Origin of the sequence: Micromonospora sp. CA-249363, assembly GCF_050950185.1 — a bacterium.
Taxonomy (GTDB): Bacteria; Actinomycetota; Actinomycetes; order Mycobacteriales; family Micromonosporaceae; genus Micromonospora.
The window spans coordinates 5,359,995-5,383,033 of the sequence record NZ_CP192020.1; the positions used below are offsets into that span (position 1 = coordinate 5,359,995).

Annotated in this window: 22 protein-coding genes, 1 pseudogene and 1 riboswitch; of the genes and pseudogenes, 16 read left to right on the top strand and 7 right to left on the bottom strand. The window is 73.0% G+C overall.

Features of this window, described 5'->3' with window-relative positions; genetic code table 11:
• The first annotated feature begins 82 nt into the window (after nucleotides 1-82).
• Nucleotides 83-1,453, top strand: a complete 1,371-nt coding sequence (gene gltX / locus ACQPZK_RS23770) for a glutamate--tRNA ligase (RefSeq protein ID WP_433539292.1) — start codon at nucleotides 83-85, stop codon at nucleotides 1,451-1,453.
• A gap of 247 nt (nucleotides 1,454-1,700) precedes the next feature.
• Here gltX and ACQPZK_RS23775 read toward each other — a convergent pair whose 3' ends face one another.
• Nucleotides 1,701-2,363 carry a copper resistance protein CopC gene (locus ACQPZK_RS23775; RefSeq protein WP_433535100.1) on the bottom strand — a complete coding sequence of 221 codons (663 nt, stop codon included), beginning with the start codon at nucleotides 2,361-2,363 and terminating at the stop codon, nucleotides 1,701-1,703.
• Between the two features lie 238 nt (nucleotides 2,364-2,601).
• On the opposite strand from ACQPZK_RS23775, the gene ACQPZK_RS23780 reads away from it, so the two are divergent.
• Nucleotides 2,602-3,252 (top strand): hypothetical protein, encoded by a 651-nt coding sequence (locus ACQPZK_RS23780; RefSeq protein WP_433535101.1) that lies wholly within the window; start codon nucleotides 2,602-2,604, stop codon nucleotides 3,250-3,252.
• A gap of 156 nt (nucleotides 3,253-3,408) precedes the next feature.
• On the opposite strand, the gene ACQPZK_RS23785 is transcribed toward ACQPZK_RS23780, so the two are convergent.
• Entirely contained in the window at nucleotides 3,409-3,732 is a 324-nt protein-coding gene (locus ACQPZK_RS23785) for a hypothetical protein (RefSeq protein ID WP_433535102.1), read from the bottom strand.
• A gap of 104 nt (nucleotides 3,733-3,836) precedes the next feature.
• Nucleotides 3,837-4,376: a hypothetical protein gene (locus ACQPZK_RS23790; RefSeq protein WP_433535103.1), complete on the bottom strand. Its 540-nt coding sequence runs from the start codon at nucleotides 4,374-4,376 to the stop codon at nucleotides 3,837-3,839.
• A gap of 190 nt (nucleotides 4,377-4,566) precedes the next feature.
• Between ACQPZK_RS23790 and ACQPZK_RS23795 the strand changes: the two genes are divergently transcribed.
• The 8 genes and pseudogenes from ACQPZK_RS23795 (at nucleotide 4,567) to fabF (ending at nucleotide 12,216) form a co-directional block, all read left to right on the top strand.
• The gene (locus ACQPZK_RS23795; RefSeq protein ID WP_433535104.1) at nucleotides 4,567-5,760 is read left to right on the top strand and encodes a sensor histidine kinase; all 1,194 of its coding nucleotides are present in this window, start codon (nucleotides 4,567-4,569) and stop codon (nucleotides 5,758-5,760) included.
• Nucleotides 5,757-6,425 (top strand): response regulator, encoded by a 669-nt coding sequence (locus ACQPZK_RS23800; RefSeq protein ID WP_433535105.1) that lies wholly within the window; start codon nucleotides 5,757-5,759, stop codon nucleotides 6,423-6,425. Before ACQPZK_RS23795 ends, ACQPZK_RS23800 begins: the two co-directional genes overlap by 4 nt.
• Nucleotides 6,426-6,519: 94 nt before the next feature.
• Nucleotides 6,520-7,371 carry a septum formation family protein gene (locus ACQPZK_RS23805; protein WP_433535106.1) on the top strand — a complete coding sequence of 284 codons (852 nt, stop codon included), beginning with the start codon at nucleotides 6,520-6,522 and terminating at the stop codon, nucleotides 7,369-7,371.
• 23 nt (nucleotides 7,372-7,394) lie between these two features.
• Nucleotides 7,395-8,684, top strand: a pseudogene (locus ACQPZK_RS23810) (PucR family transcriptional regulator); the annotation flags it as partial.
• Nucleotides 8,685-8,762: 78 nt separating this feature from the next.
• A complete protein-coding gene (locus ACQPZK_RS23815; protein ID WP_433535107.1) occupies nucleotides 8,763-9,719 on the top strand; it encodes an ACP S-malonyltransferase in 957 nt (318 codons plus the stop codon).
• On the top strand, nucleotides 9,716-10,660 hold the full coding sequence (locus ACQPZK_RS23820) for a beta-ketoacyl-ACP synthase III (RefSeq protein WP_433535108.1): 945 nt from the start codon (nucleotides 9,716-9,718) through the stop codon (nucleotides 10,658-10,660). Before ACQPZK_RS23815 ends, ACQPZK_RS23820 begins: the two co-directional genes overlap by 4 nt.
• An 87-nt stretch (nucleotides 10,661-10,747) precedes the next feature.
• On the top strand, nucleotides 10,748-10,987 hold the full coding sequence (locus ACQPZK_RS23825; protein ID WP_007463517.1) for an acyl carrier protein: 240 nt from the start codon (nucleotides 10,748-10,750) through the stop codon (nucleotides 10,985-10,987).
• 2 nt (nucleotides 10,988-10,989) lie between these two features.
• Nucleotides 10,990-12,216: a beta-ketoacyl-ACP synthase II gene (fabF, locus tag ACQPZK_RS23830; RefSeq protein WP_433535109.1), complete on the top strand. Its 1,227-nt coding sequence runs from the start codon at nucleotides 10,990-10,992 to the stop codon at nucleotides 12,214-12,216.
• Between the two features lie 129 nt (nucleotides 12,217-12,345).
• On the opposite strand, the gene ACQPZK_RS23835 is transcribed toward fabF, so the two are convergent.
• Both ACQPZK_RS23835 and ACQPZK_RS23840 read right to left on the bottom strand, forming a co-directional pair.
• Nucleotides 12,346-14,079 (bottom strand): glycoside hydrolase family 3 protein, encoded by a 1,734-nt coding sequence (locus ACQPZK_RS23835; RefSeq protein WP_433535110.1) that lies wholly within the window; start codon nucleotides 14,077-14,079, stop codon nucleotides 12,346-12,348.
• Nucleotides 14,080-14,175: 96 nt separating this feature from the next.
• Nucleotides 14,176-14,667, bottom strand: coding sequence for a DUF3145 domain-containing protein (locus tag ACQPZK_RS23840; protein ID WP_007463525.1), 492 nt, complete (start codon nucleotides 14,665-14,667; stop codon nucleotides 14,176-14,178).
• Nucleotides 14,668-14,975: 308 nt separating this feature from the next.
• Between ACQPZK_RS23840 and ACQPZK_RS23845 the strand changes: the two genes are divergently transcribed.
• Nucleotides 14,976-15,305: a hypothetical protein gene (locus tag ACQPZK_RS23845; RefSeq protein WP_433535111.1), complete on the top strand. Its 330-nt coding sequence runs from the start codon at nucleotides 14,976-14,978 to the stop codon at nucleotides 15,303-15,305.
• A 60-nt stretch (nucleotides 15,306-15,365) separates the two neighbouring features.
• Here the strand turns inward: ACQPZK_RS23845 and ACQPZK_RS23850 are convergent, their stop codons facing one another.
• A complete protein-coding gene (locus tag ACQPZK_RS23850; protein ID WP_433535112.1) occupies nucleotides 15,366-15,986 on the bottom strand; it encodes a carbonic anhydrase in 621 nt (206 codons plus the stop codon).
• A gap of 149 nt (nucleotides 15,987-16,135) precedes the next feature.
• Between ACQPZK_RS23850 and ACQPZK_RS23855 the strand changes: the two genes are divergently transcribed.
• From ACQPZK_RS23855 to ACQPZK_RS23875, 5 genes are all read left to right on the top strand, one after another.
• The gene (locus tag ACQPZK_RS23855; protein ID WP_433539293.1) at nucleotides 16,136-17,113 is read left to right on the top strand and encodes an alpha/beta fold hydrolase; all 978 of its coding nucleotides are present in this window, start codon (nucleotides 16,136-16,138) and stop codon (nucleotides 17,111-17,113) included.
• A 107-nt stretch (nucleotides 17,114-17,220) separates the two neighbouring features.
• Entirely contained in the window at nucleotides 17,221-19,338 is a 2,118-nt protein-coding gene (locus tag ACQPZK_RS23860) for a HelD family protein (protein WP_433535113.1), read from the top strand.
• Between the two features lie 107 nt (nucleotides 19,339-19,445).
• Nucleotides 19,446-20,363 (top strand): cation diffusion facilitator family transporter, encoded by a 918-nt coding sequence (locus tag ACQPZK_RS23865; protein WP_433535114.1) that lies wholly within the window; start codon nucleotides 19,446-19,448, stop codon nucleotides 20,361-20,363.
• 112 nt (nucleotides 20,364-20,475) lie between these two features.
• A riboswitch (cyclic di-AMP (ydaO/yuaA leader) is annotated at nucleotides 20,476-20,607 on the top strand.
• Nucleotides 20,608-20,612: 5 nt separating this feature from the next.
• Nucleotides 20,613-21,680, top strand: coding sequence for a coiled-coil domain-containing protein (locus ACQPZK_RS23870; RefSeq protein ID WP_433535115.1), 1,068 nt, complete (start codon nucleotides 20,613-20,615; stop codon nucleotides 21,678-21,680).
• 92 nt (nucleotides 21,681-21,772) lie between these two features.
• Nucleotides 21,773-22,300 carry a hypothetical protein gene (locus tag ACQPZK_RS23875; protein WP_433535116.1) on the top strand — a complete coding sequence of 176 codons (528 nt, stop codon included), beginning with the start codon at nucleotides 21,773-21,775 and terminating at the stop codon, nucleotides 22,298-22,300.
• 203 nt (nucleotides 22,301-22,503) lie between these two features.
• Here the strand turns inward: ACQPZK_RS23875 and ACQPZK_RS23880 are convergent, their stop codons facing one another.
• A complete protein-coding gene (locus ACQPZK_RS23880) occupies nucleotides 22,504-22,956 on the bottom strand; it encodes an SRPBCC family protein (protein ID WP_433535117.1) in 453 nt (150 codons plus the stop codon).
• Nucleotides 22,957-23,039: the final 83 nt, after the last annotated feature.

Consider the following 23,039-nt stretch of genomic DNA (forward strand, 5'->3'; position numbering starts at 1 on the left):
GCCGTGGCCGAAAGCGGTCGCGCACCGCCGTAGGCTTAAGGACGTGACGGTACGTGTGCGCTTCGCCCCCTCCCCGACCGGTATGTTCCACGTCGGCGGCGCCCGCTCGGCGCTGCAGAACTGGATCTACGCCAAGCAGCAGGGCGGGGTGTTCGTGCTGCGCATCGAGGACACGGACGCGGCGCGCAACAAGCCCGAATGGACCGAGGGCATCCTCTCCGCGCTGGACTGGATCGGCATCTCCCGGGGCAGCTACGAGGGCCCGTACTTCCAGTCCGAGAACGCCGGCGAGCACCGGGCCGCCGCCACCCGGCTCTACGAGTCGGGCCGCGCCTACTACTGCGACTGCACCCGCGAGGACGTACAGGCCCGCACCGGCTCGCAGTACCAGGGCTACGACGGCTACCACCGCGACCGTGGCCTCGGGCCGGGGCCGGGTCACGCGCTGCGCTTCCGTACGCCCGACGAGGGCACGACCGTCGTCGTCGACCTGATCCGGGGCGAGCCCACCTTCGAGAACAAGCTCATCGAGGACTTCGTCATCGCCCGGGGCGACGGCTCGCCGGTCTTCCTGCTGGCCAACGTCGTGGACGACATGACCATGGGCATCACCCACGTGATCCGCGCCGAGGAGCACCTGCCCAACACGCCCAAGCAGCAGCTCCTCTGGGACGCCCTCGGGGTCAAGCCGCCGGTCTGGGCGCACGTACCCGTGGTCGTCAACGAGAAGCGGCAGAAGCTCTCCAAGCGGCGCGACAAGGTCGCCCTGGAGGCGTACCGCGACGAGGGCTACCTCGCGGGCGCGATGCGCAACTACCTCATGCTGCTCGGCTGGGCGCCCTCGGGCGACCGGGAGATCGTGCCCTGGTCGGTCATCGAGGACGAGTTCCGCCTGGAGGAGGTCAACCCCTCCCCCGCGTTCTTCGACGAGAAGAAGCTGCGCGCCTTCAACGGCGAGTACATCCGCGCGTTGCCGGTGGCCGAGTTCGTCGACGCCTGCCAGCCGTGGCTGACCGGTACCGGGACCATCGCCCCACCGCCGTGGCAGCCGGAGGAGTTCGACGCCGACGCGTTCGCCGCCGTGGCGCCGCTGGCCCAGACCCGGATCGCGGTGCTCAGCGAGATCGTGCCGAACGTCGACTTCCTCTTCCTGGCCTCGCCGACGATCGACGAGGCCGCCTGGACGAAGACGATGAAGGACGGCTCGGGCGAACTGCTGGACGCCGCCGTGGCGGCCTTCGAGGCGTTGGAGTCCTGGGGCGCCGAGTCGCTGAAGTCGACACTGGAGGCGGTCGGCGCCGAGCGCGGCCTCAAGCTCGGCAAGACGCAGGCACCCGTCCGGGTCGCGGTGACCGGCCGCACCGTGGGCCTACCCCTGTTCGAGTCGCTAGAGGTCCTAGGCCGCGACCGCACCCTCACAAGAATGCGCGCAGCCCGCCTCCGCCTCCCCTAACCCCCGCGCGCCCCGCGCCCCGCGCCTCCCGGCGCGCCCCGCGTCTCCCGGCGCCGATCTTGCAGTTTCAGTTGTCGACATGGTTGGAAATGCGCCGGTATGTCGCCACAGAAAGTGCAAGATCGGCGCCGGAATGCGTCGCGACGCGCCGGGGTTGGGCACCGTTGCGGAGTCTCCCGCCAGAAGTTCCTGATCGACGCTGGCTGGGAGGGGCCACGTTCGTGGTGGCGGGGTGGGGCGGCGGCCTCTAGGTGGTGTCGCTTCTTCGGCGGCGGAGCAGCAGGGCACCGGCCAGGGCGACCAGTAGTGCCAGGGCGCCGAGCGCCCAGACCCACCAGTTGCCGTTGGAGCCGGACTGCTCGCCGGCGGCCGGTACGGCGGACACGGTGCCAGCCGGCGGCGAAACGGGCCCGGCGGGAGACGCCGTGGGCGAGCCGGCCGCGGACGCCGACGAGCCGGGGGCCGGAGGGCTGGCGGACGGGTCGGCGGCCGAGGGACTGGCGGACGGGTCGGCGGCCGAGGGACTGGCGGACGGGTCGGCGGCCGTGCCGGTGGTGAGGGTGAACCGCACCTCGCCCTTGATCGGGTGTCCGTCGTTCGACGGCAGCTGGTAGCCGACGGTGTAGAGGCCCGCCGCGCCGGGCGTGAACGGCACGCGCACCCGGGTGCCGTCGAAGGTGGGCCGCCCGCCGGCGACCACATTGTCCGGTCCGGTTATTGTGATCTTCGTCGTAGCCGGAGGCGGCTTGGCCAGGAAACGAAGCTCGATTCGGGCGGGCGCGGTGGCCACCCGGGCGCCGTCGCGCGGATCGCTGCCGGTCAGCGAGTTGTGCGCGGCAGCCGGTGTCGCCGGGGCCAGTAACGACACACCGAACGCCACGCCGAGTACCACTGGCACGAGCCGTGCCATCCGTGTAACCCTGCCCCCCATGAACCCCTCCGTAAGGGTACGATCCGCCCGCTGATCAAACAGCTCCTCGTTAGTCGAGCAGAGATCGCAGATAGTTCCAAATACTGTTCCACAAGCTGCAATCCATCGACGTTCTGCGGAGTCTGTGAGAGTGGGACCGACCCGGTCGGTGCCGTCACCGGCCGACCGACCCGGACGTCACGGCGAAGCCATCCATCGAACGGGGCGAGGAGGCGGGATGGTCCGACAGATGAGGCGGTGGCTCGCTGTGCTGGCGGGCACGCTGGCTGCGGCACTGCTGCTGCTCGGCGTCGCCGGCCCGGTCAGCGCGGCACCCAAGCCTGCGCCCGCCGGTGTGGACGTCACCGGCGAAGGACTCACCGAGCCGCTGCGGCTACGGTCCGAGACCCAGCCCGCCCACGTTCTCGCGGTCATCGACCAGGTCAACTTCTTCGGTCGTACCGGAATGCCGACCGGCCCCAAGGCGGCCGACCTCGGTCCGAAGTACACGGTCGTGGTGCTGGCCGGGGAGACCCCGAAGCAGATCTTCGACCTCTACCCCAAGGCGGCCGGCGGCCCGCGCGTCTACCGCCCCGCCAAACAGCCGGACGGTCGCAAGACCAGCGCCGGCTGGTTCCTGGGCCGGCTCAGCATGTCCGAGACGCTGCGCACCGCCGGGGTGCCGCTGGAGCGGCAGTTCGACACGGTCAGCGGTGGTGTGGGCGGCGGCGAGCGGGTGCTGCCGGAGGACACCATGGATCCGGTGCGGGACATCGACGAGGCGCTCGGTAATTTGCAGCGACTGCTGCTGCTCAACGTCGGGGTGATGCTGACCATCACGGTCGGCCTCGCCGGGATCGCCCTGCTGATCCGCCGACGGACCCGCTGACGCGACCACCGCAAGACGCCGACGGCCCGCTGACCCGACCGTCGGAAGACACCGACGGACCGCCGACGCGACCACCGCAAGACCCGCTGACGCGACGGTCGCAAGGCGCCGGCGCCGGCGCGGTTCAGCAGACGACAGCGCTCGGCGCGCGGGAGGTCAGCACCAGCGGCGTGGCGGGCGCTCCCGTCGGGTGCCGCGCTGACGTGGCCGGACCGGGCCGTGCCGGTGGGCACCCGCCCATCCAGGAAGTTCACTGAGGCAACCAGCGGGGTCGCCTGACTCCGGCTCGCTCAGGGCCACCGGTTCGGCGGTCCGCTGGCGCGGGATCTCCTCGTCCGGCCGCCCGGTGGACGCCTCGGCCGGGAGCGCCGCCGCCGGGCCGATCGCCCGGCGAGGCTTGCCGGCCGCCTGCGGGTCGTGGTGCCCCAGGCGGCAGGGCTCGCCCTGGGCGCAGCCGTGCTCGGCCTCCCCGTGCGCCATCCCCGGTCTCCTCACGCTCGCACTCACGCGCAGGTGCTGCCCCCGTACGTGCCCTGTCACCGTACTGGCCGGGCCCGACGAGGTGTGCACGGCGTACCCCGGGGTCAGCGCTTCGGGCGGCTGGGGAACAGGGTCGCCCAGACCGGAAAGGCGACCAGCCAGATGAGGATCACGGTGGTCAGGCTGCGGATCCAGTTGCCCAGTTCACGGGTTCTTTCCGCGTCGTTCACCCAGAGGATGGCGGCGCCGAGCAGGGCGCACGCGACGGCCCAGCCCAGGAGTGCCCTGGCCCACTCCCGCCACTCGTGACGGGCGCGGGCCCAGCCGTGGCGGGGAGGCCGCACGGGCGGCGGGCCACCGGCGAAGCGGTAGGCGAAACGCTGGTCCGCCCACCGCACCATCGAGTGCCCGAAGGCCACCGAGAACCCGAGGTAGACGGCAGCGAGACCGTGGCCGAAGTCGGCGGTGGCGCCGCGCCGCAGGTCGATCACCGAAGCGGCGAGCAGGGCCAGATCGACAAACGGTACGCAGAGCAGCAGCACCGCACCGACCCGTGGCCGGCGCAGCGGATAGCGGGCGATCAGCCCGGCACCGATCAGCACCCAGAACGCGATCTCACAAGCGATGATCACCGCGACCACCATGGCGGCCTCCCCCGTCGTCGCCACCAGCGTCGCCCACCGGCAGGCCCCGGACCTCGACACCGGAGACGAGATCGGGGTCCTCCCTTCGATGGACCGGCCGTCCGGCGTACCCCTTTCGGCGCATGTCGGAGCGACCGGGCTCCTCCTGCGGTCGGAGTCGGAGGGCCGCCGGTTGTGATGGGATCGGGGCATGCGACCGCCACCGTGGCTCGGCTCCGGTATGCCCGGCCGCGACCTCACGCTGGCCGGCGCGTCGCTGGCCGGTGGCCTGGTGCTCTACGGCCTGGGCATGCAGCCGCAGATCGTTCCGCACCCGGACGTGCCGCCCGCGCTGTTCCTGGCGCCACTGCTGGCGGTGTGCGTGGCCGTCGGCCTGCGCCGGGTGGCGCCCCGAGCCAGCCTGGCGGTGGGGACCGGGGCTCTGGTGGTGGACACGGCGTTGGGCAACTCGCTGGGCACGGTGGTGGTCTACACGCAGGTGCTCTACGACGCCTGTGTGTACGGACCGCCCCGGCTGTGGCGATGGCTGCTGGGGATCACCGTGACGCTGAGCGTCCTCGGCGCGGTGGCCGGGGTGCTCGGCTTCGGGCAGTGGCGCGGCGCCGCCGTCGGCGTGCCGGTGGTGCTCGCCGGGCTGCTGCCGGTGCTGACCGGGATCAGCGTGCGGCAGTACCGCGACCAGGCCGCCGCCGAGCGGACACGCGCCGAGCAGACCGCCCGGCTGGTCGAGTTGGACCGTCGGCAGGCGGTCAGCGCCGAGCGGGCCCGGATGGCCCGGGAGCTGCACGACATGGTCGCCAACCACCTGAGCGCGGTGGCGATCCATGCCACCGCCGTGCTGTCCGTACCGGGGTTGGAGCGTGTCCAGGTGGAGTCCGCGTTGCGGGTGATTCGGGAGAGCAGCGTGCAGGGCCTGGCCGAGATGCGGCAGATGATCGAGCTGCTGCGTGATCCGGACGGTGGTGAACACCCAGCGGTCGGCACGGTGCCGGAGGCGGTCACGGCGCGGCTCGCCGAGGCCGACGGGTTGATCGAGCGCATCCGCTCGGCCGGCCTCGCGGTGCGCTTCCGCACGGACGGCACGCCGGGTCCGCTGCCGGTGGGGGTGGACCTCGCCGCGTACCGGATCGTGCAGGAGTCGCTGACCAACGCGCTCAAGCACGGCACGGGCGAGGCGGATCTGACCATCGCGTACCGGCCGGCGGAGGTGGTGCTGACCGTGGAGAACCCGGTACGACCGGACGGGTCGGGGCTGCCGGGCGCCGGGGCCGGGCTGATCGGGATGCGGGAGCGGGCGGCGCTGCTGGCCGGCCGGTTCACCGCCGGACCGCGGGACGGCCGCTGGCAGGTACGGGCCGCGCTGCCCACCGGGGAGGGCGGGTGACCGCGCCGGTCCGGGTGGTGCTGGCGGACGATCAGCCGGCGGTACGGGCGGGGCTGGTCCTGATTCTGGCCGGCTCGCCGGGCATCGAGGTGGTCGGCGAGGCGGCCGACGGCGACGAGGCGGTCCGCCTGTGCCGGGAGGTACGCCCCGACGTGGCGGTGCTGGACGTGCGGATGCCACGGCTCGACGGCATCGCCGCGACCCGAGCCATCGTCGCCGACCGGCTGGCCGACGTGCTGGTGCTGACGACCTTCGACCGGGACGAGTACGTCTTCGGCGCGCTGCGTGCCGGCGCGTCCGGATTTCTGCTCAAGGACACCGACGCGGCGGGCCTGGTCGCGGCGGTACGCACCGTGGCGCGCGGCGACGGCTTCATCGCCCCCGCGGTGACCCGCCGGTTGATCACCGCCTTCGCCGCCACCGCACCGGGTGCGTCGGCCGCCACCCGGGCCGCGCTGGACACGTTGACGCCGCGCGAACGCGACGTGCTCGCCTGCCTCGGGCTCGGCCTGTCCAACCAGCAGATCGCCGACCGGCTGGTGCTGGCGGAGAGCACCACCAAGACGCACGTGAGCCGCATCCTGGCAAAGCTGGACCTGCGCAGCCGCGTGCAGGCCGCGATCCTGGCCCAGGAGCTGGGCCTGTCCGCGCCGCCGCAGCCCTGAGTCGACAGCTCCAGGCGGGACACCGCCGGACGGCCATGCTGTCGTACGCTGGCGCGCCAGCAGTACCGATGATCACTGCCCCAACGGAGACGACATGCGACGGTTGTGGGGGACGACGGTCCTGGTGGCGCTGACCGTGGGGGTGAGCGGCTGCGACAGCGGTCCCAGCGAGCAGCCCACCTCGACCTTCGCTCCCGAGGCGGGGGCGTGCCATGCCACCGCCTCCGACGACCGCAGCCCCGAGGCGTACGCCCCGATCCCCTGCTCCTCCAAGCACGAGGCGGAGACGTTCCTGGTCGGCCTCATCCGGGGTACGGACGGTGCCGCGTCGGCACCGCCGGCGGCTGACACCGAGGCGATGTGGCGGCTCCACGATGCCTGCGACAGTGAGGCTGCCCGCTTCCTGGGTGGCGAGTGGCGCGAGTCACGACTGGCAATGCGGGCGCTGACCCCGTCCGCCGCGCGTTGGAAGGCGGGCGAGCGGTGGTACCGCTGTGACCTGGTGGAGATGCTCGCGCTGGACCGGTGGGTGCCGAACCCTCGGGCGAACAGCCTGCGGGCCGCTCTCACCGCTGACTCGCCGCTGCGGCTGACGTGCTTCACCGAACCAGAGGAGGACGGCGACGCCCTGGTCGACCTGCCCCCGGCGTCCTGCACCGGGCCGCACGGCACGGAGTTCGCCGGCATCTGGCCGGCCGGCCCGGAGGTCGAGGAACTCACCGAGGAGGTCATGGAGGCGGGCTGCCGATCGACGATCGCCCAGTACGTCGGGGCGCCGGAGACCGCCCTGAAGGGCCGGCTGGAGGTGTTGGCGTACGTCGCGGAGGCTGAGCCTGAGTGGCTCGCGGGTCGACTCAGCGCCATGTGCTTCCTGTACAGCCCGAACCAACCGCTCGACAGGTCCCTGAAGAATGCCGGCCGGAGCGCCCTGCCGGCGGCCCGCTGACCGGTGCCGGCGTTCGTGGCCTGCTCACGACGTGTCAGGCTAGGGCGGTGAGCACGCCCGAGGGTGGGGAGCTGGCGGCCACGCTGCGCCGGATCGAGCGTTCGGCGGGAGCGTTGGCCACTGCCAGCGTGGCCCGGATGGACGAGACGCTGCCGTGGTTCCGCGCGCTGCCGGCCGATCAGCGCTCCTGGGTGATGCTGGTGGCCCAGGCGGGCGCCCGGTCGCTGGTGCAGTGGCTGCGCGAGGGCGGCGGCACGGCGGACAGCACGCAGGAGGTCTCCGACGACGTGTTCGACGCGGCGCCGCAGGCGCTGGCCCGGTCGATCACCCTCCAGCAGACCGTGGCGCTGATCAAGGTGACCATCGACGTCGTCGAGGAGCAGGTGTCGCAGCTCGCCGCCGAGGGTGAGGAGCAGCTGCTGCGCGAGGCGGTGCTGCGGTTCTCCCGGGAGATCGCGTTCGCTGCCGCCCGGGTGTACGCGCGGGCCGCCGAGTCGCGCGGCGCGTGGGACGCCCGGTTGCAGGCTCTGCTGGTCGACGCGCTCCTGCGGGGTGACTCGCCGGACGTCCTGGCGAGCCGGGCCGCCGCGTTGGGCTGGGCGGACGCGCCGCCGGTCGCGGTGGCGGTCGGCCACTCCCCCGGCGGGGAGGTCTCCGCCGTGCTGCACGTGGTGTACCGGCTGGCGCGACGGATCGGTGTCGAGGTCATCGGCGGCGTACACGGCGACCGGCTGGTGATCGTGCTGGGTGGCGCGGCGGATCCGCTGAGCGCCACCGGCAAGCTGCTGGACGCGTTCGGTGACGGCCCGGTGGTCGTCGGCCCGGCCGTACCCAGTCTGGACGAGGCGACGGAGTCGGCGCGGTCGGCGCTGTCCGGCTTCCGGGCGGCACCGGCGTGGCCGAGCGCCCCCCGGCCGGTGGCCGCCGCCGACCTGTTGCCGGAGCGGGCCCTCGCCGGCGACGCGGAGGCCCGCCGCCGGCTGCGGCACGACGTGTACGCGACGCTGGTCCGCGCCGGTGGCGAGCTGCTGGAGACCCTGGACGCGTTCCTGGCCGCCGGTGGCACACTGGAGAGCGCGGCGCGGGCGCTGTTCGTGCACCCGAACACGGTGCGGTACCGGTTGCGCCGTATCGCCGAGGTGACCGGTTTCTCGCCGCTGTCGCCCCGGGACGCGTTCGCCCTTCAGGTGGCGTTGACCGTCGGTCGGCTGGACCCGGTGGTCCCGGTGGCCTCGTCGGTCCCGACCCAGACATTGACCCCGGCCGCCCGGAAATCCACCCAAACCAGTGATGATCCCCGCCGATCTTTGTAAGAAACCTCCAAAGGTTCTAGTGTGGTTTGGTCGGCCCCGGCACAGCTTTACCCACGCGTATCCGGGAGAGTCATAGGCGTGCTCGCCGTACTTAGTCCCGGCCAGGGTTCCCAGAAACCCGGCTTTCTGACTCCCTGGCTCGACCTGACCGGCACCGAGGCGCGACTGCGCTGGTGGTCCGCGCTGGCCGGCGTTGACCTGGTGCACCTGGGCACCGCCGCCGACGCGGACGAGATCAAGGACACCGCCCGTACCCAGCCGCTGCTCGTCGCGGCGGCGCTGCTCGCCGCCGAGCACCTGCCGCTGGACGGTGTGGCGCTCACCGCCGGGCACAGCGTCGGCGAGTTGGGGGCCGCGGCGGTCGCCGGGGTGCTGTCGGCCGAGGCCGCGATCACCCTCGCCGGAATCCGTGGCCGCGAGATGGCCGCCGCCTGCGCGCTCGAGCCGACCGGGATGGCGGCCGTGCTCGGCGGCGACCCGGACGAGGTGCTGGCCGCGATCAGCGCCAACGGGCTGCACCCGGCCAACCGCAACGGCGCCGGCCAGATCGTCGCCGCCGGCGCGGTCGACGGGCTGGACGCGTTCGCCGCCGCGCCGCCCGCGAAGACCCGGGTCATCCGGCTTCAGGTGGCCGGCGCCTTCCACACCCCGTACATGGCCCCGGCCGAGACCGCCCTGGCCACCGTCGCCGCCGGGATCGCCCCCGTCGACCCGGCCCGGACCCTGCTGTCGAACCTCGACGGCACCGCCGTCACCGACGGGCACGAGCTGGTGCGACGCCTCGTCCGCCAGGTCACCGCGCCGGTGCGCTGGGACCTGTGCATGCGCTCCCTGGCCGAGCACGGGGTGACCGGCGTGATCGAGCTGCCGCCGGCCGGCACCCTCGCGGGTCTGGTCAAGCGGGAGCTCAGGGGCGAGGGCGCCCCGGAGATCGTCACCCTGAACACCCCGGACGACCTGCCGGCCGCACGGGACCTGATCGCCCGCCACGCCACGCCGGGCCAACCGCTCGCCCGCATCGGAGGACACTCATGACTGGCAGTCGCATCGTCTCGATGGGGCACTACCAGCCCTCCCGGGTGGTGACCAACGACGACATCGCCCAACTGGTGGACACCAACGACGAGTGGATCCGCGACCGGGTGGGCATCGCCACCCGGCGGATCGCCGACAGTGAGACGGTGGCCGACATGGCCGCCGCGGCCGCCGACAAGGCCCTGGCCAACTCGGGGCTGAGCGCCGCCGACATCGACCTGGTCGTGGTGGCCACCTGCTCCTCGATCGACCGGAGCCCCAACGTGGCCTGCCGGGTCGCCGGCAAGCTGGGCATCGCCGCGCCGGGCGCGTTCGACGTCAACACCGCCTGCTCGGGCTTCGCGTACGCCCTGGGCACCGTCGACCACGCCATCCGCGCCGGGGCGTCCCGCAACGCGATCGTGATCGGCGCCGAGAAGCTGTCCGACTTCACCGACTGGACGGACCGCTCCACCTGCATCATCTTCGGCGACGGCGCCGGCGCCGCGGTGGTCACCGCCACCGCCGACGACGAGCCCGCCGGTATCGGCCCGGTCGTCTGGGGCTCGGCCCCGGAGAAGAGCGACGCGGTACGCATCGAGGGCTGGCGCCCGTACATCCAGCAGGAGGGTCAGTCGGTGTTCCGCTGGGCCACCACCGCGCTGGCGCCGCTCGCGCTCCAGGCGTGCGAGCGGGCCGGGGTGGACCCGTCGGAGCTGGCCGCGTTCGTGCCGCACCAGGCCAACGCCCGGATCATCGACGGCATCGCCAAGCGGCTCAACATCCCCAACGCGATCATCGCGAAGGACATCGTCGAGTCCGGCAACACCTCGGCGGCGAGCGTGCCCCTGGCCCTGTCGAAGCTCGTCGAGCGGCGGGAGGTGCCCTCGGGCGCTCCGGTCCTGCTGTTCGGTTTCGGCGGTGGCCTGACCTACGCCGGTCAGGTCGTCCGCTGCCCCTGAAGCCCCCTTGAGGCGCGTACGCGCTCCAGGAGCGGCGGTCGGCGCGGCCGGCCGCCGGAGAACCCCCTATGAGAGGAACCAACCGCAATGACCCGTGACGAGATCACCACCGGCCTCGCCGAGATCCTCGAAGAGGTTGCCGGGGTGAACCCGGACGACGTGGCCGAGGGGAAGTCCTTCACCGACGACCTCGATGTCGACTCGCTCTCGATGGTGGAGGTCGTGGTGGCCGCCGAGGAGAAGTTCGGCGTCAAGATCCCGGACAACGAGGTGCAGAACCTCAAGACCGTCGGGGACGCCGTCAGCTTCATCGAGGCGCAGTCCTGATCATGAGTCGTCCTGACGTCGTCGTCACCGGGCTCGGCGCGACGACCCCGCTTGGCGGGGACGTCGCGTCGACCTGGGACGCCATGCTCGCCGGCCGCTCCGGGGTGAGTGCCCTCACCCAGGAGTGGGCCGCGCAACTGCCCGTCCGGATCGCCGCCCAGCTGGCCGTGGAGCCGTCCGAGGTGCTGGACCGGGTGAAGCTGCGCCGGCTGGACCGCTCCGAGGCGATCGCGCTCATCGCGGCGCAGCAGGCCTGGGCGGACGCCGGCCTGGCGGACACCGGTCTGGACCCCGAGCGGCTCGCCGTCAGCGTCGGCTCCGGCATCGGCGGCGCCACCACCCTGCTCGCCCAGGACGACATCCTGGAGGCGTCCGGGCCGCGACGGGTGTCCCCGCACACGATCCCGATGTTGATGCCCAACGGTCCGGCCGCCTGGGTCGGGCTGGAGCTGGGCGCCAAGGCCGGCGTGCACACGGTGGCCAGCGCCTGCGCGACCGGCGCGGAGGCGATCGCGCTCGGCCTGGACATCATCCGCGCCGGCCGGGCCGACGTGGTGGTGGCCGGCGGTACCGAGGCGGTCATCCACCCGCTGCCGATCGCCGGCTTCAGCTCGATGCGGGCCATGTCGACCCGCAACGACGAGCCGGAGCGGGCCTCCCGCCCGTGGGACACCGGCCGCGACGGCTTCGTCCTCGGTGAGGGCGCGGGCATCGTGGTGCTGGAGCGGGCCGATCACGCCGCGGCCCGGGGCGCCCGGGTGTACGCGCGCCTCGCGGGCGCCGGCATCACCTCGGACGCGTACGACATCGTGCAGCCGCACGCCGAGGGTGAGGGCGCCATCCGGGCCATCGCCAAGGCGATCGCGGACGCGGACATCGCCAAGCAGGACATCGTGCACGTCAACGCGCACGCGACGTCGACCCCGGTCGGCGACATGCTGGAGATCGGCGCGCTGCACAAGGCGCTCGGAGACCACCCGGTGCTGGCCGCGACGAAGTCGATGACCGGCCACCTGCTGGGCGCGGCGGGCGCGTTGGAGTCGATCGCCACGATCCTGGCGATCCGCGACAGCGTCGTACCTCCGACGATCAACCTGGACGACCCGGAGCCCGGGCTCAGCCTGGAGGTCGCCGCGCACAAGCCACGCCACCTGGATATCCCCGCCGCGCTGAACAACGCGTTCGGCTTCGGTGGTCACAACGTGGCGCTGGTCTTCGCGCGGCCGTGAAACAGCGGCCGTGAGCTGGCCGATCCATGGGTCTACCGAAAGGGCCCCCTCTCGCGAGGGGGCCCTTTCGCGTGCTCAGCCCCGATTGCGGGGATGCTGCCGGGCGGTGCGACCGAATTCCGACCGCCGTCAGTTCTTGCAGGTGGTGGCGGGCAGGCCGGGCACGACCACCGGTGACCGGCCAGCCGGGCGGGCCTTGCCGGCCAGCACGGCGGCGAGCGCGGTCATCGACGCCCGGCTGGACGAGTACGTGGCCAGCAGCGTCGGCGACTTGGCCTTGGCCAGCACGTACGGGGTGTCCATGGCGACGGTGACCGCCGCGTCGGCGCTCAGGTCCTTCTCCCCGTCGCCGTAGCCAACCAGGTGCACCACCGTCCCCCCGCTCGGCTTGACGGTCACGCCGGCCGCTTTCAGCGCGGTGGTGAGCGTGGCCCGGGTGCCGTCGCGGCCACCGGAGGAGGTGACGGTGACCGGGCCGCTCACCGCGCCGCCGCAGGCCCCTCGCAGCACGGTGACCGCCCCGGCGGCCAGCGCGTCCGCCGCCGCCCGGTGCCCCGGGGTGTTGAGCGTGGACATCGGCTCGGTGGGGGCGGCCGCCAGCCGGAACTTCATGGTCAGGATCCGGGTGACCGCGTCGACGAGCCGGGGCCGGGGCAGCGACCCGCCGCGCAGGGCGGCGAGCAGCCCGTCGTACGCCTGACCGACGTTCGGGGTCATGAGGATCAGGTCGTTGCCCGCGTTCAACGCGCGGACGGCCGCCTCGCCGGGCGCCCACCGCTTGGCCGGCGGCATGTTCATCCCGTCGGTGATGACCACGCCCTTGAAGCCGAGCTGACCGCGGAGCACGTCGGTGAGCAGCTTGTGCGAGAAGGTCGCCGGGGTGCCAGGGTCGATGGCCTGCGCGTCCAGGTGGCCGGACATCACGGCCATCGCGCCCGCGTCGAACCCGGCGCTGAACGGCGGCCACGCGCCGCTCTGCAACGCCGCCGCCGACTGGGTGAGCACCGGCAGGTCCTTGTGCGAGTCGTCCGCGCTGTGGCCGTGTCCCGGAAAGTGCTTCAGGGTGGCCGCGACGCCGCTGGCCTGTAGGCCCCGGACCGCGCCGCCGACCTGTGCGGCGGCGATCTTCGGGTCGGCGCCGAACGACCGGGAGCCGATGACCGTGCTGCGGGTGGCCAGCACGTCGGCCACCGGGGCGAAGTCGATGTTGATGCCCATGGCGGCGAGTTCGGCGCCGGCGGCCCGCCAGGCGGCCTCGGTCAGCTTCGGGTCGCCGGCCGCGCCCGCGGCGAGGGCGCTGGGCAGGATGGTGACGCCGTTGGTGACGCGGGTGACCACGCCGTACTCCTGGTCGGTGCCGATCAGGAAGGGCGCCGGGCCGGCGGCCAGCTTCCCGGCGGCTCCGCGCAGCCCGGTGGTCAGGTCGTGGACCTGTTTCGGGTTGTCGACGTTCGTGGTCTCCTGGTTGCCCTTGGTCGGGTCGTCGGCGCTGAAGCCGACCAGGATCAGCCCGCCGAGCCGGTACTTCGCGATCATCTCGGCGGGGGTGTCGACCCCGGCGAGCGTCTGGTTGCCGGCGGCCGAGCCGGTGGAGACCTTGGTGGCCGAGTCGCCGTAGGCGTACGGCATCAGGACCTGCCCGACCAGGTCCTCGTCGGAGAGCGTCGCGACCAGCGCGGCGGCCCGGGCGGCCGGGTCGTCGGTCGGGGGCGAGGCGGGAGCGCTCGGGGGCGCCGACGTGCCAGTCGGGCCCGGGGTCGGATCGGGACGGTCCGGGGCACCCGAGCAGCCGGAGACGAGCAGCGCGGTCAGAGCGGCGACGGCGACACCGGCGTGTCGCGGGCGAATCGGCACGCCGACCATCCCACCAGTTCCCCCTTATCGGGGCAACTTGACCTTACCGGTCGCCGCCGTACGGGTGACGCGACTCGCAGGTGGACAGCGCGGAAGGCCCCACGATCAGCCGACCCGGGTGAGCAACGTCACCGGAGCGCCGTCACCGGCGTACCGGTAGGGCTCCAGGTCAGCGTCCCACGCGGTGCCGAGCGCCTTGTCGAGGGCGTGCGACAGCGCCTCCGGGGCCCGGGCGGAGGCCATCAGCGCCCGCAACCGGTCCTCGCCGAGCTGGATGTCCCCGGCCGCGCCGACGGTGGCCCGGAACAGGCCACGAGCGGGCACGTACATGAAGCGCTCACCGTCGGCGCCCGGACTCGGCTCCTCGGTGACCTCGAAACGGATCATGGGCCACTGCCGGAGGGCAGCAGCCAGCTCGGCGCCCGTCCCCGGACGACCGGTCCACCCGCACTCGGCCCGGCGGGCGCCGGGGTCGACGGGCTGAGCCGTCCACTGCAGGTTGACCGGCGCGGCTAGGACGCGCGCGATCGCCCACTCGACGTGCGAGCACACGGCGAGCGGGGTCGAGTGGACGTATACGACGCCACGCGTTGGCACGGTGACCTCCCGGAGAGCGAGGTGCGTCTTCCCCTACGACCTCGTCCACCCGAGTGGTTGCTGGAACACATGATGACTCCTGTGACGGATGGTGCGCCAGGGAATCGGAAAAAACGCCTCCCGGAATAGCCGGACGGGTGGTCTCCGTTGCCTCTCAGGACACCGCGACGACCAGCCTGATGTCGTGGTCCTGTACAGTTCCATCGGCGGCTTCTGCCGCGTTACACCTCTGCGGGCCGACGCAGTGTGGCCCGCACACAGCCCCCGGACGTTCCAGTCCTCCCGTACGTCTTGCAAGGAGTACCTCCGTGGCGAGCAACACCTCTAAGACCGCGCGCGCGTCAGTCCGGGCCGGCCAGGCTGGCCAGGGTGGCGCCCTCAGCGTGCTGGGCGAGTTCAAGTACCTCATCCCGCTCAACGGCGGCAAGCACGCCTACGTGCGCAACCTGACCAACGGCAAGACCGCGCACCTGCGTACCGACTCCGACGCCTTCGTCGAGGAGATCCGGGCGCTGGCCGCCGCCGGCCACGCCGCCAAGATCCGGGCGGAGATCAGCAACCTGGCCACCGTTCACCCGAACGACGGCTGGGAGGCCACCGAGAAGCGTCTGGTCGCGGCCGGCGTCTTCGAGGGCTGAGCCCTCCCCCACCGCATCACCGACCGCCCGCCGGGAGCTCCCGGCGGGCGGTCGTTCGTCTCAGGCCGGCTCGAGCAGGGCGACCTCGCCGGTGCTCAGGTCGTAGAGGCCGCCCACCACGGCCACCCGACCGGCGGCCACCGGCCCGGCCAGCAGGTCGTCCGCGCGCAGCGTGTGGACCGTACGCCGGACGTGCCGACGGATCGCCAGGGGCTGCACCGCGGGATCGTCCAGCCCCACCTCGGTGACCGCCGGGGTGATCTCGTCGACCAGGTGGGCCAACGAACCGCCGGGCCGCTCGCCCGTGCGCAGCGCGTCCACGGTCGCGCCGACCGCCCCGCAGCGTTCGTGGCCGAGCACCATGACCAGCGGCACGCCGAGCTGGCCCACCACGTACTCGATGGAGCCGCACACCGCGCGGTCGAGCACGTGCCCGCCGGTGCGGATCACGCAGATCGCCCCGAAGGTCTGGTCGAAGATCGCCTCCAGCGGCACCCGCGAGTCGATGCAACCGAGGACCACCGCGTACGGCTGCTGGTCGCCGGAGGCGGCGGCCGCGGCCGTGACGTCGTGGCCGTGCACGGGTTGGCCGCTGACGAACCGCCGGTTGCCGGCGAGCAGTTCCGCGAGCGCGGCCCGGGGCGTACCGCCGGCCTGCCGGCCCTGCCCTGCCACCTTCATGCCGTCCAGCCTGGCCCGCCGCCGGACACCACGGGCGGAGTCGCGAATGTTCGCTCCGACGCGATTGGCGTGGCGTCAGGGCGGGTAGCCCGTGTTACCGCCGGGTATCGGAGGTGCGGGTGATGCCTGGGCGACCCTGGGAGGTGGCGATGCCGGAGCGGTTCGAAGTCGGTATGCCCGACGGCGTACGGCTGCACGTCGAGACCACCGGTCCCGCGGATGCCCCGGTGACGGCGGTCCTGCTGCACGGCTGGACGCTGGACGGGCGCAGCTGGCACCGGCAGCTCGACGCGCTCACGTCGTCGTTCGGCGACTCGGTGCGGGTGGTCACGTACGACGCGCGGGGCCACGGCCGGTCGAGCTGCATGGCGCTGCCCACGGCCACCCTGGCCCAGCTCGGCGACGACCTGGCCGCCGTCCTCGACGCGGTCGCGCCGAGCGGTCGGGTGGTCCTGGTCGGGCACTCGATGGGCGGAATGACGATCATGGAGTACGCGCACCGCCACCGCGAGCACTTCGCCGCGCGTACGGCCGGCCTGGTCTTCGTCTCCACCACCGCCGAGGGGCACACGCACACGGTGTACGGGCTCTCCCCGCGCATCGCCCGGCTGATCCGACTCGCCGAGACGACCGGCGCCGGCGTGCTGGCCCGCTGCGGCTCGTGGCGAGCACCCCGGGCGCTGCTCAACGCGCTGCAACCGAGCATCCGGTGGATGCTCTTCGGCGACCGCTGCGACCCCTCCGACATCCGCCTGGTCACGTCGGCGGTGGCCCGCGCCTCGCTGCGCTCGATCGGCGGTTTCCGCGCCTCGATCGGTGCCCAGCACCGCCTGGACACCCTCGCCGCCCTCGCGCACCTGCCAGCCGCCGCCCTGGTCGGTGACCGGGACCGGCTCACCCCGCCGCCGTGTGCGGAGTCGATCGCCGCCGTCCTGCCGGCCACCGAGCTGACCGTCTGCCCGGGCGCCGGCCACATGCTGATGATGGAACGCCCGATTGAGGTGAACGCGGCCCTGACCGGCGTCCTGGGCCGGGTGCTCGCCGCGCCGTCCCCGCACGGGCACGGCGCGGGCGTCGCGCCGCCGCCGTCCGAGCACGGCGCGGGCGCCGTCGCGGCGGGTCGCTGAGCACGTTCGCGCACCTCGGGCGCGGCGGGTCGGGTCGAGGGCCGTACCCTTCTGCGGTTGGCCCGCGCGGTTCGCGCCGCTTGCCGGCGACATCGAAGGAGCGTGCGTTGACCGACCAGACCGCCCTGCAACAGGAGATCGCCGTCGAGCAACGGCACCTCGACCGGGTGTACGCCCGACTGGCCGAGCTGCGGCAGTCGGCGGTGCGCGCCGAGCGGGACGGCTACCGGATGGCGCGGGTGGGCACGTTCGGCGCGCTCGTCGAACGCGACGCGATGGTCTTTCACGCCGCACAGCGGCGGCACACCCTCGACGCCGAACACGAGGGGCTGGTCTTCGGCCGCCTCGACCTGCACGACCGGCAGGTGCTGCACGTCGGGCGGCTCGGCATCCGCGACGAGGACGCCAGCACCCTCGTCGTGGACTGGCGGGCGCCGGCCGCGTCGGCGTTCTACCAGGCCACCCCCGCGCAGCCGCTGGGCGTGGTGCGCCGCCGTACGATCCAGTCCCAGCGGGAGCGGGTCACCCGCATCGAGGACGACCTGCTCGATCCGGACGCCGCGCCGGAGGGGATGACGGTCGTCGGTGACGGCGCGCTGCTGGCCACCCTGTCACGGGCCACCGGCCGGGGCATGCGGGACATCGTCGCGACGATCCAGCGGGAGCAGGACGAGGCGATCCGGTCGCCCGGCTCCGGGGTGACGATCGTCGCGGGCGGGCCGGGCACCGGCAAGACGGCGGTCGCCCTGCACCGGGCGGCCTTCCTGCTCTACTCCGACCGCAGCCGGTACGCCGGCGGCGGCATCCTGGTGGTCGGCCCGTCGACCGTCTTCGTCGAGTACATCGCCTCGGTACTGCCCTCGCTGGGTGAGGACACGGCGACCCTGCACTCGCTGGGCACCCTGTTCCCGGGGATGACGGCCACCCGCACCGATCCGCCCGAGGTGGCGGCGGTGAAGGGCTCGCTGCGGATGCGCCGGGTGCTGGAACGGGCGGCCCGCGACGCGGCGCCGGGGGCACCCGGTGAGCTGCGGCTGCTCTACCGGGGCGGGCTGCTGCGGTTGGACCGCCGCGAGCTGGACGCGATCCGGGACCGCGCGCTGCACCGGGGCGCCCGGCGCAACGAGGTTCGCCGCGCGGGCTTCGACGGTGTCTTCGCCGCGCTGTGGGCGCAGGCCCGGCGGGTGAACATCGGCCGGCTGCCGGAGCAGCGGGCCTTCGAGGACGAGATCGCGGAGCGGCCGGAGTTCCGGGAGTTCCTCAAGGCCTGGTGGCCACGCCTGCATCCCCGGCACGTGCTCGGCTGGCTGGCCCGGCCGGACCGGCTGCGCCGGTACGCCGGCGGGATCCTCTCCGGCGCGGAGATCCGGCTGCTCGGCGCGGCGTACCAGAGTCTGGACAGCGAGGGCCTGACCATCGCGGACGTGGCGCTGCTCGACGAGCTGGACGCGCTGCTCGGCAAGCCGGTGAAGCCGGCGCGGGCGCGGCGCGACCCCTTCCAGCTCGCGGGCGGCGTCCGTGAGCTGAGCACGGCGGCCGACCGGCAGCGGGCCGCGCGCGCGGCGGCCCGGGAGCGGCCGGAGGACTACCGGGAGTACGCGCACGTGGTGGTCGACGAGGCGCAGGACGTCTCGCCGATGCAGTGGCGGATGATCGGTCGGCGTGGGCGGCTGGCCTCGTGGACGGTGGTGGGTGACCCGGCGCAGACCGCGTGGACCGGCGACCCCGAGGAGCTGACCCGCTCCCGCGACCACGCGCTGGGTCGGCGCAAACGGCACGAGTTCACGCTCACCACCAACTACCGCAACTCGGCGGAGATCTTCGCGGTGGCGGCAGCCGAGATCCGCCGGCTCTATCCGGACCTGTCCCTGCCGACGGCCGTCCGCTCCACCGGCGTCGACCCGGTCGAGCAGGTGGTACCGCCCGCCGAGCTCAGGGCCGCGGTCGTGCAGGCGGCCAGCGGCCTGCTGGGCGACGTCGACGGCACGGTCGGGGTGATCACACCGGTCACCCGCCGCGACGAGGTCGCCGGCTGGCTCGACGCGCTCGGCGCGGCGCGCCTGCAGGTGGTGACCAGCCTGGAGGCCAAGGGCATGGAGTACGACGGAGTCGTGCTGGTCGCCCCGAGCGAGATCCGGGCCGATCCGGGTTCCGGCGTCCGCACGCTCTACGTGGCGCTCTCCCGCGCCACTCAGCGGCTCACCACCGTCGACCCGACCGGCTGAACAGCGCGTTGACGCTGCCCGCCGCCAGCCCTCGCTCTACACTTGCACACATAGCGATGTGAGCATACATTTGACCCGGTCCCGTGCGGCGTCGGAGGGTGGGTTTCGTGGGAGCAGGTCATGACCACCACCACGGGTCGGTCGCCAACGCCGCTCACCAGCATCGGGGACGGCTCTGGGCGGCCTTCGGACTGCTCGCGACCCTGATGGTGGTCGAGGCGGTCGCCGCCTTCCACACCGGCTCGCTGGCCCTGCTGTCCGACGCCGGGCACATGTTCACCGACGTGCTCGGCATCGGGATGGCGCTCGCCGCGATCACGGCCACCCGACGCGCCACCGGCGACCCGCAGCGCACCTTCGGGCTCTACCGGCTCGAAGTGCTCGCCGCGCTGGCCAACGCCGTCCTTCTCTCCGGCGTGGCGGTCTACGTGGTGATCGAGGCGATCGGCCGGTTCGGCGACCCGCACGAGGTGCTGACCGGTCCGATGCTCACGGTGGCCGTCCTCGGCCTGCTCGCGAACGTGATCGCGTTCTGGCTGCTGCGCGCTGGCGCCCGGGAGAGCATCAACCTTCAGGGCGCCTACCTGGAGGTGCTGGGCGACCTGCTCGGCTCGCTCGGCGTGATCGGCGCGGCGCTGCTCATCGCGGTCACCGACTGGTGGTGGGCCGACCCACTGGTCGCGGTCGCCATCGGCGTGTTCATCCTGCCGCGCACCTGGCGGCTGGGGCGCGCCGCCGTCCGCATCCTCGTGCAGGCCGCCCCGGAGCATCTCCAGGTCACCGCCGTGCACGACCGACTGGCCGCGGTGCCCGGAGTGGTCGAGGTGCACGACCTGCACGTCTGGACGCTCACCTCGGGCATGGAGGTGGCCTCCGCGCACCTGACCATGGCGCCCGGCGCGGAGGTCGGCGCGGTGCTCACCGCGGCGCGTACCGCCCTGCGGGACGACTTCCGCATCGAGCACGCCACGCTACAGATCGAACCCGGGGCCGCTCCGGGGGTCTGCGGTTCCGTCGAGTGGTGAGCGTCATCCTCCGTCACAACGCACGCACCGTCCGTCACATCGGCTGCACAGACCCCACCAGCACCGGTAGGCTCTGTCCCGGCCACCACCCGGCGGCGCCTCCCGGCGCCGGTGGCGGCCGTCGCCTAATCGCCCGACAGGGCGAACCGGGGAACCATGTTCCTGGGGTGCATCCGCGTCAGCGGTAGGGATCTTCCGTCCCGAACCCGTCAGCTAACCCGGTCGGCGGCTGACGGAAGGACATGCGTAGTGGCACCAGCACGACCACCCGCCGCCCGGCTGGCGGCACTGATCGTCATGATGGTCACCCTCGGCGTCGCGCTTCCGGTCGGCGCCGCCACCGCCGCTCCCCCCGGCGGCCTGCGGGCCGCCGCGGCACCCGACGGCGACGAGGAGGGTGGCACCCCGGCGCTACGGGCCCAGCTCGAGGCCGCGAGCAAGGGCTACCTGGACGCGAAGCGCGCGCTGGACACCTCCGTCCAGCGGCAGCAGCAGCTCGCGGTCAAGCTCAAGACCACCGAGGCCGAGATGACCGTACGCAACGGCAAGGTCGGCGAGATCGCCGGCGTCGCGTACCGCACCGGTCGGCTCAGCACCGTCTCGGCCCTGCTCAACAGCAACACCCCGGAAGGGTTCATGGACCGAGCGGCCGCCCTCGACGTGGTGGCCGCCAACGAGGACCGGGTGCTGCGCGACCTGCACGTCATCCGGGACGAGGCGAACCGCACCCGCGTCGCCCTGGACGGCGAGATCCGCGAGCAGCGCAAGCAGGTCGAGGTGATGGCCAAGCGCAAGGAGCAGGCCGAGCGGGCCCTGACCGTCGCCAACGACAAGGCACGCGCCACCGCCGCCGACACCAGCTCCAACCGTGGCACCTCCACCGCCAACGCCACGCCCGCCCCTCGCAACTCCGACGGCTCCTGGCCGTCCGAGTCGTGCAGCATCAACGACCCCACCCCGGCCAGCGGCTGCATCACCCCCCGCACCCTGCACGCGCTCAACCAGGCCAAGGCCGCCGGCTTCACCCGGTACGTCTCCTGTCACCGCAACGGCGGCTCGGGCGAGCACCCCAAGGGCCGGGCGTGCGACTTCGCCGCGCAGAAGGGTGGCTTCGGCGGGGTCGCCTCCGGGGGCGACAAGACGTACGGCAACAACCTGGCCGCGTACTTCATCCGCAACGCCGACCGGCTCGCGGTGCTCTACGTGATCTGGTTCAAACAGATCTGGCTGCCCAGCAGCGGCTGGAAGTCGTACAGCGGAGGGAACGGCGACCCCTCCAGCGACCACACCAACCACGTGCACCTGTCGGTGTACTGACCCGGCCGACGTCCGGGGTACGTCAGCGGGCGTACCCCGGACGTCGTCGACGGTCGGACGACGACGCCGGGACGGGCCGGGAGCATTCGGGTATGCCGCGAATCGCGCCCACCACCCGCAAGGCCCTGCTCACCCTGCACCTGGTCACGTCCCTCGGTTGGCTCGGGGCCGACCTGGTGCTGCTCACCCTCGGCATCGCGGCACAGCGCGGCGCTGATCCGGCCGTGGTCTACCCGGTCGCCGGGCTCGTCGGCACCGTGCTGTTCGCGCCGCTGAGCGTGCTCGTGTGGCTTGTCGGCGTCGCCAGCGCGCTGCTCACCCCCTGGGGGCTGCTGCGCTATCGGTGGGTGGTGATCAAGCTCGTGATCACGACGGTGATGGTCGGGCTGGTGCTGTTCCTGCTCACCCCGAACCTGCGACACGCCGGCGCGCTGGGCGCCGCGCTACCCGCGCGGGACCGCGCCGACCTGGTGATCGCACCCGCGGTGTCGACCAGCCTCATGATCATCGCGACGGTGCTGTCGACCTACAAGCCCTGGGGACGCCGGTCTCCGCGACCTCTCCGCCAGCGCGACTCTCCGCCTGCGCCTCGGCCTGCGGGTCGTCCGAGCCGCCGGTAGCGGGACAAGGGCCTGGTCGCAGCTGTCCGCCCGCAGCGGAAGGGGTGCGCGGACACCCTTTGCTCTGCTTCCACCGAGGCGACACCGAGGGCGCTCACGTGTTGCCTCGGTGGAAGCAGAGCAAAGGACGAACCGCACGTGCCGGCCACCCGCCCGGCGGCGTCGGCGTCGCGCCGATCAGCCACCCGGAACGGGCGCTGGGCTCAGGGCGCGGCGGTGTCGAGGGCCGCGCCGAGACGAGCGGCCAGGGCGAGGTGGGCGGCGCGGGCCTGACGGAAGGCGTACCGGAACAGGGGTGTCGGCGCACGCAGGGTGATGTCGACGTCGATGCGGACCAGACCGTCGGGCTCGGCGCGCAGCCGGGTGTGGTTGCGGACGGTGGTCGCGGGCCACTGGCGGGCCACGGTGACGATCTCGTCGGGCTCGCTGACCAGCACGTCCGCGTGGTACGTGGTGCGGAAGCGCAGCGGACCGGCGGCCAGCCTGTCGTTGATCGTGTAGCTGGCGCGGGCACCCGGGCGGGGCGTCACCTCGCGGACCCGCACGATCAGAGGGTGCAGTTCACCCTGCCGGGTCAGGTCGCTCAACAGCGCCGCCGCCTCGGCGAGTGAGCAGCGGGCCTGAACGGTGTAGCTGAAGGTATCGCTGCTGAGCACACCGTCTCCCGACGTCGCTGGTCGCACGATCGTCCCGTACCCCGCCCGGACTGGCAACGGCCGGACGGACACCGTGCGTTGTC

Bases quoted from the DNA above. Each gene is read 5' to 3' on its own strand.
- gltX (WP_433539292.1), top strand. From the start codon at position 83: ATGTTCCACGTCGGCGGCGCCCGCTCGGCGCTGCAGAACTGGATCTAC.
- ACQPZK_RS23775 (WP_433535100.1), bottom strand. From the start codon at position 2,363: ATGGCACGGCTCGTGCCAGTGGTACTCGGCGTGGCGTTCGGTGTGTCG.
- ACQPZK_RS23780 (WP_433535101.1), top strand. From the start codon at position 2,602: ATGGTCCGACAGATGAGGCGGTGGCTCGCTGTGCTGGCGGGCACGCTG.
- ACQPZK_RS23785 (WP_433535102.1), bottom strand. From the start codon at position 3,732: ATGGCGCACGGGGAGGCCGAGCACGGCTGCGCCCAGGGCGAGCCCTGC.
- ACQPZK_RS23790 (WP_433535103.1), bottom strand. From the start codon at position 4,376: ATGGTGGTCGCGGTGATCATCGCTTGTGAGATCGCGTTCTGGGTGCTG.
- ACQPZK_RS23795 (WP_433535104.1), top strand. From the start codon at position 4,567: ATGCGACCGCCACCGTGGCTCGGCTCCGGTATGCCCGGCCGCGACCTC.
- ACQPZK_RS23805 (WP_433535106.1), top strand. From the start codon at position 6,520: ATGCGACGGTTGTGGGGGACGACGGTCCTGGTGGCGCTGACCGTGGGG.
- ACQPZK_RS23820 (WP_433535108.1), top strand. From the start codon at position 9,716: ATGACTGGCAGTCGCATCGTCTCGATGGGGCACTACCAGCCCTCCCGG.
- ACQPZK_RS23825 (WP_007463517.1), top strand. From the start codon at position 10,748: ATGACCCGTGACGAGATCACCACCGGCCTCGCCGAGATCCTCGAAGAG.
- fabF (WP_433535109.1), top strand. From the start codon at position 10,990: ATGAGTCGTCCTGACGTCGTCGTCACCGGGCTCGGCGCGACGACCCCG.
- ACQPZK_RS23835 (WP_433535110.1), bottom strand. From the start codon at position 14,079: ATGGTCGGCGTGCCGATTCGCCCGCGACACGCCGGTGTCGCCGTCGCC.
- ACQPZK_RS23850 (WP_433535112.1), bottom strand. From the start codon at position 15,986: ATGAAGGTGGCAGGGCAGGGCCGGCAGGCCGGCGGTACGCCCCGGGCC.
- ACQPZK_RS23855 (WP_433539293.1), top strand. From the start codon at position 16,136: ATGCCGGAGCGGTTCGAAGTCGGTATGCCCGACGGCGTACGGCTGCAC.
- ACQPZK_RS23875 (WP_433535116.1), top strand. From the start codon at position 21,773: ATGCCGCGAATCGCGCCCACCACCCGCAAGGCCCTGCTCACCCTGCAC.